General features: G+C 67.9%; 12 protein-coding genes and 1 pseudogene. 7 read left to right on the forward strand and 6 right to left on the reverse strand.

Going from position 1 to position 13,751, the window contains the following annotated elements; all coding sequences use genetic code 11:
- The coding region (locus Q0379_RS13280; RefSeq protein WP_299009444.1) for an ABC-type transport auxiliary lipoprotein family protein at positions 1-409 on the forward strand (409 nt) is incomplete at its 5' end.
- Here the strand turns inward: Q0379_RS13280 and Q0379_RS13285 are convergent.
- The 3 genes from Q0379_RS13285 to Q0379_RS13295 form a co-directional block, all read right to left on the reverse strand.
- Positions 406-2,565 (reverse strand): amylo-alpha-1,6-glucosidase, encoded by a 2,160-nt coding sequence (locus Q0379_RS13285; RefSeq protein ID WP_299009447.1) that lies wholly within the window; start codon positions 2,563-2,565, stop codon positions 406-408. The genes Q0379_RS13280 and Q0379_RS13285 overlap by 4 nt on opposite strands.
- 15 nt (positions 2,566-2,580) lie before the next feature.
- Positions 2,581-3,654: a glycosyltransferase family 4 protein gene (locus Q0379_RS13290; RefSeq protein ID WP_299009450.1), complete on the reverse strand. Its 1,074-nt coding sequence runs from the start codon at positions 3,652-3,654 to the stop codon at positions 2,581-2,583.
- A 95-nt stretch (positions 3,655-3,749) separates the two neighbouring features.
- Complete coding sequence (locus Q0379_RS13295; RefSeq protein WP_299009452.1) at positions 3,750-3,947, reverse strand: hypothetical protein; 198 nt, start codon at positions 3,945-3,947, stop codon at positions 3,750-3,752.
- Between the two features lie 293 nt (positions 3,948-4,240).
- On the opposite strand from Q0379_RS13295, the gene Q0379_RS13300 reads away from it, so the two are divergent.
- From Q0379_RS13300 to Q0379_RS13315, 4 genes are all read left to right on the forward strand, one after another.
- Positions 4,241-4,813, forward strand: a complete 573-nt coding sequence (locus Q0379_RS13300; protein ID WP_299009454.1) for a protein-L-isoaspartate O-methyltransferase — start codon at positions 4,241-4,243, stop codon at positions 4,811-4,813.
- 126 nt (positions 4,814-4,939) lie between these two features.
- Positions 4,940-6,382: a TolC family outer membrane protein gene (locus Q0379_RS13305; RefSeq protein WP_299009457.1), complete on the forward strand. Its 1,443-nt coding sequence runs from the start codon at positions 4,940-4,942 to the stop codon at positions 6,380-6,382.
- A gap of 133 nt (positions 6,383-6,515) precedes the next feature.
- Positions 6,516-7,079, forward strand: a complete 564-nt coding sequence (locus Q0379_RS13310; RefSeq protein WP_299009459.1) for a DUF2497 domain-containing protein — start codon at positions 6,516-6,518, stop codon at positions 7,077-7,079.
- A gap of 128 nt (positions 7,080-7,207) precedes the next feature.
- Entirely contained in the window at positions 7,208-9,931 is a 2,724-nt protein-coding gene (locus tag Q0379_RS13315) for a valine--tRNA ligase (protein ID WP_299009462.1), read from the forward strand.
- Between the two features lie 182 nt (positions 9,932-10,113).
- Here the strand turns inward: Q0379_RS13315 and Q0379_RS13320 are convergent, their stop codons facing one another.
- Complete coding sequence (locus Q0379_RS13320) at positions 10,114-10,767, reverse strand: HAD-IA family hydrolase (protein ID WP_299009465.1); 654 nt, start codon at positions 10,765-10,767, stop codon at positions 10,114-10,116.
- A 198-nt stretch (positions 10,768-10,965) separates the two neighbouring features.
- On the opposite strand from Q0379_RS13320, the gene Q0379_RS13325 reads away from it, so the two are divergent.
- Positions 10,966-12,720 (forward strand): class I adenylate-forming enzyme family protein, encoded by a 1,755-nt coding sequence (locus tag Q0379_RS13325; RefSeq protein WP_299009467.1) that lies wholly within the window; start codon positions 10,966-10,968, stop codon positions 12,718-12,720.
- 171 nt (positions 12,721-12,891) lie between these two features.
- Here the strand turns inward: Q0379_RS13325 and Q0379_RS13330 are convergent.
- A pseudogene (locus Q0379_RS13330) lies at positions 12,892-12,996 on the reverse strand (hypothetical protein); the annotation flags it as partial.
- Positions 12,997-13,103: 107 nt separating this feature from the next.
- Positions 13,104-13,319, reverse strand: a complete 216-nt coding sequence (locus tag Q0379_RS24225; protein ID WP_366519325.1) for a patatin-like phospholipase family protein — start codon at positions 13,317-13,319, stop codon at positions 13,104-13,106.
- Here Q0379_RS24225 and Q0379_RS13335 point away from each other — a divergent pair.
- The coding region (locus Q0379_RS13335; RefSeq protein WP_366519326.1) for an AAA family ATPase at positions 13,320-13,751 on the forward strand (432 nt) is incomplete at its 3' end.

A 13,751-nucleotide genomic window follows, 5' to 3' on the forward strand; every position in this document is an offset into this window, starting at 1 on the left:
CATCGCGGTGCTGGCGCAGGGCCGCGTCGAGCGGTTGGCCGACGTGGCCTGGAGCGACCGGGCGACGGTGATGCTGCAGTTCCTGATCGTGCAGGCGTTCCAGGCGGCGAATCGCCTGCGGGCGGTGGGCACGGACCGCGACGACCTGCCGGGCCGCTACCTGCTGCAGTCGACCCTCAACGCCTTCCAGCTCGAGCCGGAAGGCAGCAGCTATGCCGCCCAGGTCAGCCTGCACGCCCGCTTGGTCGCCCTGCCGACGCGCCAAGTCGCCGGCGCCCAGGACTTCACGCAGCGCGTCGCTGCCACGGCCACCTCGAACGAGGCGGCCGTGGCAGCGTTCGATGCGGCGGTGGCCCAGATCCTGGCCGATCTCGTCGCCTGGACGCTGCGCACCGGCCGTGCCAGCTAGACCTTTACCGTGATGGGCACCGCCGTCCGCTCGGTCCCCTCGGGGTAGACGGCCACCTGCGAGCCCAGGCGCTGGAAAGTGACGTCCACGGTGGCGTCGCCCAGTACGAGCCGGCGGATCGTCAGCTGGTCGATGCCGACCGGCAGGCGCGGCTGCTCGATCCGCAGCGCATGCCCCAAGCCGTCGACGGCGAGCCCCAGGCAGGCCTGCAGCATCATGAACACCGAGCCCGCCGCCCAGGCCTGGGGCAGGCACGCCACCGGATAGGCGACCGGAGGCTCGCCCGGCGAGCGCGGGAAGCCGCAGAACAGTTCCGGCAGGCGCATGCCCATCCGGCTGGCGGTCTCGAACAGGTCCGCCGTCAGCTTCACCACGCCGTCCCGCTCGCCATACCGCGACAGGCCCATCACGCAGAGGGCGGTGTCGTGCGGCCAGACCGAGCCGTTGTGGTAGCTGATCGGATTGAACCGCGCTTCGCCGGCGGCCAGGGTCCGCAGGCCCCAGCCGGAGTTGAAGGCCGCCGACAGCAACTGGTCCGAGACCTTACGCGCGCGATCGGGCGTCGGCAGGCCGCAGAACAGCAGGTGTCCAGGGTTCGACGACAGGACGCGGCAAAGCTGGCCCTGACCGTCGACGGCGATGCCGTAATAGCCGCGCTCGTCCATCCAGAAGAGGGTCTCGACCTTCTGGCGCAGGCGTTCAGCCTTCTGCCGCCAGATGGCCGCCTGGCCGATCTCGCCGCGGCGTTCGGCCAAACGCGCCATGCCGCGATAGGCGGCGAAGGCGTAGCCCTGCACCTCGACCAAGGCGATCGGACCGGACGGATAGCGTCCGTCGGCGTGGAACACCGAGTCCTCGCTGTCTTTCCAGCCCTGGTTGGAAAGCCCGCTGTCCTGGCCGCGCGCATAGTCGATCAGGCCGTCGCCGTCGCTGTCGCCGTCGTGCTCGATCCAGTGCATGGCGCGCTCCAAGGCGGGCCACAGCTCGTCGATCAGGCGGTCGTCGCCGGTGCGGGCCTGGTAGGCGTCGGCCAGGGCGACGAAGAGCGGCGTGGTGTCGACGCCGCCGTAGTAGCGGCCGAACGGCACTTCGCCGAGCGCCGGCATCTCGCCCTTGCGGGTCTCGTGCATGATCTTGCCGGGCGCGCTGTCGCGGAAAGCCGAGCGCTCCTGGGCCTGGTGGGCCGCCAGGTAGCGCAGCACGCCCTTCGCCAGGGACGGCTCGAACCAAAGGATCTGCCAGGCGGTGATGATGGCGTCGCGTCCGAAGGCCGTCGAGAACCAGGGGATGCCGGCATAGGGATAGGGCCCCGTCTCCATCCGCGTTGTCAGCAGGGCCAGGTCCGAGCGCGACTTGCCCAGCCACTCGTTGAAAAGCCGGCCCGAGCTCCTCAACCGCGCGCCGTGACGCCGGCGCGCGCGCATGTCCCACCGGGCGCGGGCGGCCGCGTCGCGAAAGCGTTCCCGGCTGGGCGTATGACCGTCGACCACGCCGATCTCGATATAGAGCTCGGTCACGCCCTCGGCCTGCAGGCTGAACATGAACTCGGCCTTGTGGGCGCTCAGGCGATAGGGGGCGTCGGAGAAGGCGATGAAGGACGAACGCTCCACGCCATCCAGACCGATATAGCTGTAGGCGACGCGTCGGCCGTCGACGTGCGGCGGGCCCTTCACGCCGCGACGGGCCCTCTTCGTGCCGCGCACCTCGAACATATCGCGGAAATCCGCGTCGAACTCGATCGCCATCGGCAGCAGCACGAGATCGCGGCTGTAGTTCACGCAACGGATCCGCTCGTAGAGCCGCTCGCCCCACAAGAACCGCTTGCGCTCGATGTGCAGCACGCCCGGCGGGCCCATCGGGCCGCCAGGAAAGGGCAGGGCCTGGTTGGTGGCGTTGCAGGTGAAGAAGACGTTGTCGTGCGCCACCGCGGCCGACAGCAGCGACGGCGCGTGGCCGCCCAGCGTCAGGCGGTAGAACGACAGGATCCGCGTGTCGTTGTGGAAAAGGCCGTCGCCCTGTCCGGCGATGTCGCCGAACTGATCGGCGACGATGAAGGTGTCCTTGTCCTTCAGGGCATAGAGATTTTGCGGCGCGCGGACTTCCGCCGTCACACCGTAATCGACCGGCGCCTCGATGGCCGGTGCGAGATTCTCCATGGCCCCTCCTTCATGTCATGCGCTCGCGGCGAGCTCGACCAAGGACGGATAGACGGCGGCGCCATCGCGCAGCTGTTCGTAGAGCGCGACGTAACGCCGAGCCATCGCCTCGGACGAGAACCGATGCTCGAAACGCTGCCGCACCACTTTTCGATCCAAGCTTTCGACCTGTTTGATCGCTTCCAGCGCCTGATCGTCGTCATCGACGATGAAGCCGGTGACGCCGTGATCGATCACCTCGGGCACCGAGCCGCAGCGATAGGCGATCACGGGGGTCCCGCAGGCCATGGCCTCGATCATCACCAGGCCGAAGGGCTCGGGCCAGTCGATCGGGAAGAGCAGGGCGTCGGCGCCGCCGAGGAAGGCGGACTTCTCGCTATCGCCGATCTCACCGACGAACTCGATCAGCGGCTCGCCCAGGATCATCGGGGCGATCTTGTCCTCGAAGTAGGCGCGGTCGGCGCTGTCGACCTTGGCGGCGATCTTCAGGCGCTTGCCCAGACGCTTGGCCAGCATGATGGCGCGGTCCGGCCGCTTCTCGGGCGAGATGCGGCCCAGGAACGCCAGATAGCCGTCGCTCTTCTCGGAGAAGCGGTAGATGTCGGCGTTCATGCCGTGGTGGACCGTGCCCGCCCAATTGGCGAACGACAGGGGGCGGCGCTGGTCGTCGCTGATCGAGACCAGCGGGAACTGCGGCCAGCGCTTGTACACCGCGGACAGGTCCTTCAGGTCCAGGCGGCCGTGCAGCGTGGTCAAGGTGTTTTGGGCCCGGTCCGCGAAGAACGGGAAGTGGATCATGTCGGTGTGGAAGTGGATGACGTCGAAGTCGTTCGCCAGGGCGCGAACTTCGGCCAGCTGCGCCATGTGCGCCGCCAGATCCGATTTCAGGGGCGCCGGATCCAGCCGGATCGCCTGATCGCGCACCGGGACAAGCTTGGCCTTCGTTTGGGCCTCGGCGCTGGCGAACAGCGTGACATCGTGACCGAGATCGACGAGGGCGTCCGTAAGGTGCGCGACGACGCGCTCGGTGCCGCCGTACAGGCGCGGCGGGACAGCCTCATAGAGGGGGGTGATCTGGGCGATCTTCATGCGGCGGACCTTGAGCGAGGAACTGTAGCGGCGCAGCGCCGCATCAAAGGAGTTCCGTCGCTCGCGTTTGGTTCCGCGATCGCCTTTTTGACGCCTTATTGCGTCGAGGTTTGCTGCGACATGCGCGCCAAGCGCTCCTCGCGCTCGCGCCGCTCACGCTCAAGCCGCAGATCGCGGCGGCGTCGGCGCCAGCGGCCGTAGGCCTTTGCGGTCGCCGTGTGAATGCGCGGCAGGAAATAGATTACCACAAGCGCGACGATCGCACCGACGATTACGATATCCGCTCTAAGCATGGAAACAACCTCACGAAGCCGAGACGTTCGGGCTTCCCCCCCGGGCGAGCACCATTGGTGACCTTATCTTTACCATAAGTCGTCGCGGATCAATCTAGCTTCCGTGACAAATGGCGATCAGGCGCCCCAAACGCCCAGGTTTTGCTCTCTGTCTGTTCTCAACACGCTTTGTTGTCGCTTTTAAGGCTCCCGTGAGCGGCGCTTTACGCCGCCTGCGCCGCGCGATCGCATTGCGTTCGGACGATCGCCGGACCTATAAGCCTGCTCGAAAGTCCAGTCCTTCGAGGGATTCCATGAGCACCGACTTCGCCGCCGCGCGGCTGAACATGGTCGAGAGCCAGATTCGCACCGCCGACGTCACCGACCTGCCGCTGCAGGACGCCCTGCGGGTGACGCAGCGCGAGGCGGTGGTCCCCGCCGCGAAGGCCTATCTGGCCTATGCCGACGCCGACATCGAATACGCGCCGGGCCGTTGGCTGCTGCGTCCGCGCGAAGTGGGCAAGCTGCTGCAGACCCTGAAGCCGCGTGAAGGCGAGAAGGCGCTGGCGATCGCCGCCCCTTACGCCGCCGCCGTGCTGGAAAACATGGGTCTGGCGGTCACCCGCCTCGAAGGCGACGACCTGAAGGCCGTGCCTGGCGGCGACTACGACGTCATCATTTGCGAAGGCGCCGTCGCTGTCGCGCCGAAGAGCTGGCAGGACGCTCTGGCTGTCGGCGGTCGTCTCGGCGTCATCGAGCGCACCGGTCCGGTCGGTCGCGCCGTCATCTATCTGCGCGCCGAGGACGGCGTGGGTCGTCGTCAGGCCTTCGACGCCTCGCCGCCGATCCTGGCTGGGTTCGAGGTCGAGGTCGGCTTCAGCTTCTAAGCTTGCGCGTGGGCGGAGCGTCGCGGCGTCTGCGTGAAAAAAGCTTAACTGGCGACGGCTGGCGGTCCGACTTACACGCCTCATAGTGTGGTACGCGAGCTTCGCGTGATTGGGGATAGAACCTAGATGTCGAACCGTCGACGGGCCGGATTGCTGGCCGCCGCTTGCAGCGCCGGCCTGATGGCGGGCGTGTTTTCCGCCGCTCACGCCGAAACCCTGGCCGACGCGATCGCTCTGGCCTACCAGACCAACCCGACCCTGCAGCAGCAGCGGGCCAGCACCCGGATCACCGACGAAGGCGTGGTCCAGGCTAAGACCGGCTTCCGCCCGACGGTTGGCGGCGAGCTGGACGTCACGGGCTCCAAGACCACGCCGGACACCGGCGCCGATGTGAAGGCCTCGGGCAGCAGCGCCACGCTGTCGATCAGCCAGCCGCTCTATACCGGCGGTCGCGCCAGCGCCAATCTGAGCGCCGCCGAGGCTGACGTGCTGGCCTCGCGCGAGAGCCTGCGCGCCGTTGAGCAGAACGTGCTGGTCAATGTCGTCCAGGCCTATGTCGACGTCCGCCGCGACCAGGAGCGCCTGCGCATCGCCAAGGAGAACGTCGCGGTCCTGCAGCGCCAGCTCGACGAATCCAACGCCCGCTTCGACGTGGGCGAGATCACCCGCACCGACGTCGCCCAGTCCCAGGCCCGCCTGGCCGCCGCCAAGGCCGGCCTGTCGTCGGCCCAGGCCCAGCTGGAAGTCAGCCGCGCGGCCTACGCCGCCGTGGTCGGTCAGACGCCGGGCGAACTGGCGCCCGAGCCCAGTCTCGCGACCCTGCTGCCGGCCTCGGTCGACCAGGCCTTCGAGGCGGCTCAGACCGCCAATCCGGGCGTGACCTCGGCCCGCTACAGCGAAGAGGCCGCCGCCGCGCGCGTGGCCGTGGCCAAGGCCGGCTATCGTCCCACCGTCTCGGCCCGCGCCTCGCTGGGCTACGCCGCCGACAAGCGTTCGGGCGTCGGCAGCCAGTTCGACGACTACGACCGCACCGTCTCGGGCGCGATCACGGCGTCGATCCCGATCTTCACCGGCGGCCTGACGACCTCGCAGGTGCGCGCCGCCACCGAGCGCGAGAACGCCGCCCGCAGCGCCACCGAGAGCGCCAAGCGCACCGCGATCCAGCAGGTCTCCAACGCCTGGAGCAACCTGCTGGCCTCGCGCGCCAACCTGGTCTCGAACGAGGAGCAGGTGCGCGCCACGCGGATCGCCTTCGAAGGCGTGCGCCAGGAGCAGCAGGTTGGTCTGCGCACGACGCTGGACGTCCTGAACGCCCAGCTGGAACTGTCCAACGCCGAGCTGGCCTTGGTCGGCGCGCGCCGCGACGAATATGTCGCCAGCGCCGTCGTGCTGCAGGCCATGGGTCAGTTGGGCGTCAACAAGCTGTCGGCCAGCACGACGGCCTATGATCCGAAGACCTCCTACAACCGCGTGACGCACAGCGTCGGCTGGGTTCCTTGGGAGCCGGTGGTGCAAGCCATCGACAAGGTGGGCGCGCCGTCGGCAAAAGCTCAAAGTGGGGCGAAATAGACACGGCCGGCCCGCGTCGTTTCAGCCCACAGCTTATCCTTAAGCTTGCTTAACCTGCTCAAGTCTGCACCATCGCGGTTTAACGCGCCGCAACGCGCGTACAGATTCGTATTTCTTACGACGGCCTCCGCACATGTCCGATCAGAGCTCTCAAGAACCTACGATGGAGGAAATCCTCGCCTCCATCCGACGCATCATCTCCGAAGATGACGCGCCGGCGGAGCCTGCGGCTGAGGAGGCCCCCGCGGAAGCCGAGCCGGAGCCGTTGCCGGAGCCTGAGCCGGAACCGGCGATGGATTTCGCCGGCGGCGATGGCGAAGACGTTCTTGAGCTGACCGATCCGATCGAGCCCGAGGCTGAGTTCGACGCCGAGCCTCCGCTTGAGACGGTCGGCGATATCGACGTGTATTCGCCGCCTCCGCCGGAGCCCGAGCCGGCCCCGCCGCCCGCCGCCCCGACCTTCGATCGCGACGACGTGGCCGACAAGCTGGTCGGCGACACCGCCGCCTCGGCCGCCGCCTCGGCGTTCGGCAGCCTGAGCTCGGCCCTGCTGATGCCCAAGGACGGCCGCACCCTGGAGGACGTGGTGCGCGAGCTGCTGCGCCCGCTGCTCAAGGAGTGGCTGGACCAGAACCTGCCGCGCATCGTCGAGACCAAGGTCGAGGAAGAGGTACAGCGCATCGCTCGCGGTCGCTAAGGCGCTTCGTCTCTCGCGAAGAATCGAGGCGGTCGCCGCGGCGGCCGCCTTTTTCGTTGCGAATTACCCCACAAATCCAGGACCCGCAGGTTCCCCGCGCGGGCCGCAGATGGCATATCCCCACCGCCATGCTCGAAAAGACCTTCGATCCCAAATCCGTCGAACCCCGCCTGTACGCCGCCTGGGAGGCCTCCGGGGCCTTCAAGCCAGCTGAGGATCCGAACGCCGAGCCGTTCGTCATCGTGATCCCGCCGCCGAACGTGACGGGCAGCCTTCACATCGGCCACGCGCTGAACAACACGCTGCAGGACGTGCTGACCCGCTTCCACCGCATGCGCGGCAAGGCCGCCCTGTGGCTGCCCGGCACCGATCACGCGGGCATCGCCACCCAGATGGTCGTCGAGCGCCAGTTGGCCGCCGCCGGCAATATCGGCCGCCGCGACATGGGCCGCGAGGCCTTCGTCGAGAAGGTCTGGGAATGGAAGGCCGAGAGCGGCGGGGCCATCACCAACCAGCTTCGCCGCCTGGGCGCCAGCTGCGACTGGTCGCGTGAGCGCTTCACCCTGGACGAGGGCCTGTCGGCCGCCGTCCGCAAGGTGTTCGTCCAGCTGTACAAGCAGAACCTGCTTTATCGCGACAAGCGCCTTGTGAATTGGGACCCGCAGTTCCAGACCGCCATCTCCGACCTCGAGGTCGAGCAGAAGGAAGTCGACGGCGCCTACTGGCACTTCGCCTATCCGCTGGCCGACGGCGTCACCTACCAGCACCCGATCGCCTTCGACGAGGACGGCAAGCCGACCGAGTTCGAGACCCGCGACTACATCGTCGTGGCGACCACGCGTCCCGAGACGATGCTGGGCGACACCGGCGTCGCGGTTCATCCCGACGACGAGCGCTACAAGGGCCTAGTCGGCAAGTTCGTGACCCTGCCGATCGTCGGCCGCCGCATCCCGATCGTCGCCGACGACTACGCTGACCCGACCAAGGGCTCGGGCGCGGTGAAGATCACGCCCGCCCACGACTTCAACGACTTCGGCGTCGGCAAGCGCGCGGGTCTGGAAGCCATCAACATCCTGACGGTCGAGGCCAAGCTGAACGAGAACGTTCCGGCCGAGTACGTCGGCATGGACCGCTTCGTCGCGCGCAAGGCCATCGTCGCCCGCGCCGAGGAAGAGGGCTGGCTGAAGGAGATCGAGAAGACCAAGCACATGGTCCCGCACGGCGACCGTTCGGGCGTGGTCATCGAGCCCTTCCTGACCGACCAGTGGTACGTCGACGCCAAGACCCTGGCCCAGCCGGCCTTGAAGGCCGTCGAAAGCGGCGAGACCGTCTTCGAGCCCAAGCACTGGGAAAAGACCTACTTCGAATGGCTGCGCAACATCGAGCCGTGGTGCGTCTCGCGCCAGCTCTGGTGGGGGCACCGCATCCCGGCGTGGTTTGGCCCGGAAGGCTCGATCTTCGTCGAGGAGACGGAAGAAGCGGCCTACGCCGCCGCGCGCGCCCAGTTCGGCGCCGACGTCCAACTGACGCAGGACGAGGACGTCCTCGACACCTGGTTCAGCTCGGCCCTGTGGCCGTTCTCGACCCTGGGCTGGCCCGAGAAGACCGCCGACCTCGCCAAGTTCTACCCGACCAGCACCCTGGTGACCGGCTTCGACATCATCTTCTTCTGGGTCGCCCGGATGATGATGATGGGCATCCACTTCATGGGCGAAGCCCCGTTCAAGCAGGTGTTCATCAACGCCCTCGTCCGTGACGAGAAGGGCGCCAAGATGAGCAAGTCCAAGGGCAACGTGATGGATCCGCTGATCCTGATCGACGAACTGGGCTGCGACGCGGTGCGCTTCACCCTGACGGCCATGTCGGGCCAGGCGCGCGACATCAAGCTCTCCAAGCAGCGCATCGAAGGCTATCGCAACTTCGGCACCAAGCTGTGGAACGCCTCGCGCTTCGCCCAGATGAACGAGTGCGTCCGCGTCGAGGGCTTCGATCCCGCGACCGTGCAGCAGCCGATCAACAAGTGGATCCGCGGCGAGACGGTCAAGACCGTCGCCGAGGTCACCAAGGCCCTGGAAGCCCCGTCGTTCGACGAGGCCGCCGGCGCGCTGTACCGCTTCGTCTGGAACGTCTTCTGCGACTGGTACTTGGAGCTGGCCAAGCCGATCCTGAACGGCGACGACGCGGCGGCCAAGGCCGAGACCCGCGCTACCGCCGCCTGGGCGCTGGACGTGATCCTGAAGCTGCTGCACCCGGTGATGCCGTTCATCACCGAGGAGCTGTGGCAGAAGACCGCCGAATTCGTCGGCCCGCCCCGCGACACGATGCTGATCTCGGCCAAGTGGCCCGAGCTGCCCGCCGACTGGATCGACGCCGAGGCCGAGGCCGAGATCGGCTGGCTGGTCGAGACGGTGGGCGAGATCCGCTCGATCCGCGCCGAGATGAACGTGCCGCCGTCGGCCAAGCCGGCGCTTAGCGTCGTCGGCGCCGGTCCCGAGACCAAGGCCCGCCTGGCGCGCCACCGCGACCTGCTGCTGACCCTGGCCCGCCTCGACAGCGCCCGCGAGGCGGACGCCGCCCCGGCCGGCTCGGTCCCGATCGTGATGGGCGAGGCGACCGGCGCCCTGGCCATCGCCGAGTTCATCGACCTGGCCGCCGAGAAGGCCCGCCTGACCAAGGAAATCGCCGGCCACGTCGGCGAGATCGAGAAGGTGGGCAAGAAGCTCGGCAACCCCGACTTCCTGGCCCGCGCCAAGGAAGAGGTCGTCGAGGAGAACCGCGAGCGCCTGGCCGAAGCCGAAGCCGCCAAGGCCAAGCTGGAAGCCGCGCTCAGCCGGCTGGAGTCGGTGGGGTAGGGGGCTTTCAATCTAATCCAACCGCCTTCCTCGCCCTTGTGGCGAGGACCCATGGGGCGGCTAGGTTCGGGGCTTCAAAAAGGGGCGCGTCCATCGTGGGCGCGCCCTTCTTGGACTTTGAGCGGCTGAACGCTGGGTCCTCGCCACAAGGGCGAGGAAGGCATATTGGGGAGGCGAGCAGGCTAGAAGCTCAGCCCACCCGAAGCCGCCGTTCTCGGCAGGCCATAGCCGCCAATCTCGGGATGCCGCGTCTCAAGCCGATGGGTGTGGGTGGCGGTGATCACCACGACGCTGGCGCCGGCGGCCTCGGCGGCGGCGATGCCGGCCGGCGCGTCCTCGAACACCAGGCAGTCGGCGATCGGATGGCCCAAGCGCTGCGCCGCCAGCAGGAAGCAGTCCGGCGCGGGCTTGCCTCGTTCGACGTCCTCGGCGGCGATCATGACGGCCGGGGAGGGCAGGCCCGCCGCCGCGATCCGTCGCTCGGCCAAGGCGCGAGGCGCTGAGGTGACGACCGCCCAGCGATCGGCCGGCAGGCTCGCCAGGAAAGCCGCCGCGCCCGCGATGGCGTCGATGCCCTCGACATCCTCAAGCTCGGCCGCGGTGACCGCCTGGGCCTCGACCTCGGGATCGACGCCTGGCAGGCCCAGCGCCGCGATGGTCTCGATCGTGCGGCGCCCGTGGATGGTGGGAAGGAACGCCTCGACATCCAGCCCGTGCTTGCGCGCCCAGTTCGCCCAGACCCGCTCGGCGGCGACGATGGAGGTCAGGATCGTGCCATCCATGTCGAACAGGAACGCCGCGAAGTCGCGATCGGGGAACAGCAGGGAGTTGGCCAACAGGGGGCTCCTGGATGAAGGGATTTCCGCTAGGTCATCGGCTTCCGCGACGGTCATGTCCAGCCAGGAAGTCGCTCTCTAACTTATCAATGATCCCCTAGGGTCAAACGTACGTTTGCATCCGGCTTCCGGCTGTGCTCTCTGGGCGTCAAACGCGCTCGCTCGACAAGAGCGCGACCTACCGGGAGAGTAAGCATCATGACCCAGGCCGCCGCTTCCAAGCCCACTCCGTGGCCCGCCATGTCCATTCAGCAAGCCTATGCGCTGATCACCCAGCCGGGCACGCCGGGCGAGATGGACGAGGTCGAGATTCGGGGCGTGAAGACCCGGGTCTGGAAGAACTGTCCGCCGACCCTGCGCGAGACCCTGATGATGGGCCGCAGCCACGGCGAGAAGATCTTCATGGTCCACGAGGACGAGCGGGTCAGCTTCGAGGCTTTCTACCGCGCGGTCACCAACATGGCCGCGGAGCTGCAGGCGTCCGGCGTGCAAAAAGGCGATCGCGTGGCGATCGTGATGCGCAACATTCCCGAATGGCCCGTCGCCTTCTATGCCGGCCTCATGGTGGGGGCGATCGTCACGCCGCTGAACGCCTGGTGGACGGGGCCGGAGCTGGAGTACGGCCTGATCGACTCCGGCGCCAAGGTCGCGATCGTCGACGTCGAGCGCTACGAGCGCCTGACCGAACACCTGCATAACTGTCCGGAGCTGAAGCGCGTCTATGTCAGCCGCTCGCCCGAGGAGATCAGCCACCCCTACGTCGTCCATCTGGAGGTGGTGATCGGCGGGCCCAACGACTGGGCGGCGCTGGATGCCAAGCCTCTGCCGGCGGTCGAGCTCGCGGCCGATGACGACGCCACGATCTTCTACACCTCGGGCACGACCGGTAAGCCCAAGGGCGCGATCGCCACCCATCGCAACATCAACAGCAATATCTTCGCCGCCGCGGCGGCCTCCGCGCGCGCCTTCCTGCGCCGGGGTGAAATGCCGCCCCAGCCCGATCCGGCCGCGCCGCAGAAGGGGGCGCTGCTGTCGGTCCCGTTCTTCCACGCCACCGGCTGCTTCGCCGTGCTGAACCCGTCGCTGTTCGCCGGCGCCAAGCTGGCGATGATGCGCAAGTGGGATCCCGAGCGCGCCATGCAGGTGATCCAGGACGAAAAGCTGACCCAGATGGGCGGCGTGCCGACCATCGCCTGGCAGATCATCGAGCATCCGAACCGCGACAAGTACGACCTGTCGTCGATCGAGGCCGTGGCCTATGGCGGCGCGCCGTCGGCGCCCGAGCTGGTCCGCAAGATCAAGGAGATCTGGCCCAAGTCCTCGCCGGGCAACGGCTGGGGTATGACCGAGACCTCGGCCACGGCGACCAGCAACTCGGCCGAGGATTACGAGAACCGTCCCGACAGCTGCGGCCCGGCCGTGCCGGTCACGGACCTCAAGATCATGACGGTCGAGGCGCCGTATCGCGAGCTGCCGGTGGGCGAGGTCGGCGAGCTGTGGTGCAAGGGCCCGCAGGTCGTGCGCGGCTACTGGAACAAGCCCGAAGCCACCGCTCAGACCTTCGTCGACGGCTGGGTGCGGACGGGGGACCTCGCGCGCCTCGACGCGGAAGGCTTCTGCTTCATCATCGACCGCGCCAAGGACATGCTGATCCGGGGCGGCGAGAACATCTACTGCATCGAGGTCGAGAACTGCCTCTACGACCATCCGGCGGTGATGGACGCGGCCCTGGTCGGCATCCCGCACAAGACGCTGGGCGAGGAGCCGGCGGCGGTCGTGACGCTGAAGCCGGGCGCCGAGGCGTCCGAGGCCGAGCTGCGCGCCTTCGTCGCCGACCGCCTGGCCGCTTTCAAGGTGCCGGTGAAGGTGGTGTTTTGGCCCGAGACCCTGCCGCGCAACGCCAACGGCAAGATCATGAAGAACGAGCTGAAGAAGGTGTTCGTCGAGGGGTAAGGCGGAGAAGAGGGTATCCCAACCTGCCTTCCTAGGCCTTGCGCCTAGGACCCATCGTTCAGCTACTCGGAAACTGAAAGGAGCGCTCCACGATCTGCGGAGCGCTCCTTTTTCGTCTGCATCAAGCCCGGCCCTGGATCCTAGGCGCAAGGCCTAGGAAGGCGAGAAGGGTTACGCGCTGACCGGCGGACGACGATGCGCCCAGGGCTGGGCCGCCTCCAGCTGGTAAGCCAGTCCAAGCAAGGTGGCTTCATCGCCGGCGCGACCGGCGAACTGCCCCTCGCCCTGCAGCTCTCCGACGACCGCTGGCGCATCGAGAACGCCCCCGGCACGCTCACCGGCACCGCGCAGATCTCCGGCCCGTCCACGGCTCCCACAGGCCGCTACAGCCTCACGGTGGCGCGGGCCAGCCAGGGCGAGTCTTCGAGGATGGCGCCGTCCACGAGCAGCTCGCCCTCGTGAAGCACCGGCGGCAGCAGGCCGGCGGGGGAATTGCTGGCCAGCACGGCGCGCCACAGCGGGCCGTGGTCGAGCACGGTGGTGCTGCCGCGGCTCAGGTTGCAGCTGGCGGCGAAAAAGGGCCGCCACAGGCGCTCGATCTGCTGCTCGCCCGAGCCGTCGGCGCGCTCGTCGCCCCAGGGGCCACGGGCAAGAGCTTCTGGGCGCTGGAAGCGGCTATGTCCATCGCTTGCAGCGTGGCAGGCGGCGACGTGGTGAACCTCAAGCCGCAGCACACCGGGCGCGTGGTCTATCTGGCCGGTGAAGATCCCGAACCCGCCCTGATCCGGCGCGTTCACGCCATCGGCCAGCACCTCAACCAGTCAGCCCGCGAAGCCATCGCCGAGAACCTGACCCTTGAGCCGATCATGGGCAAGCGCCTGAACGTCATGGACGAGGAGCACTTGCGCCGCGTCATCGAGTACAGCGCCGGGGCGAGGCTGATCGTGCTGGACACCCTGAGCCGGATTCACAGCCTGGACGAGAACAGCAACGGCGACATGGCGCGGCTTGTCGCCACGCTGGAACACGTC

The sequence above is a fragment of the uncultured Caulobacter sp. genome (assembly GCF_937900395.1).
GTDB lineage: Bacteria > Pseudomonadota > Alphaproteobacteria > Caulobacterales > Caulobacteraceae > Caulobacter.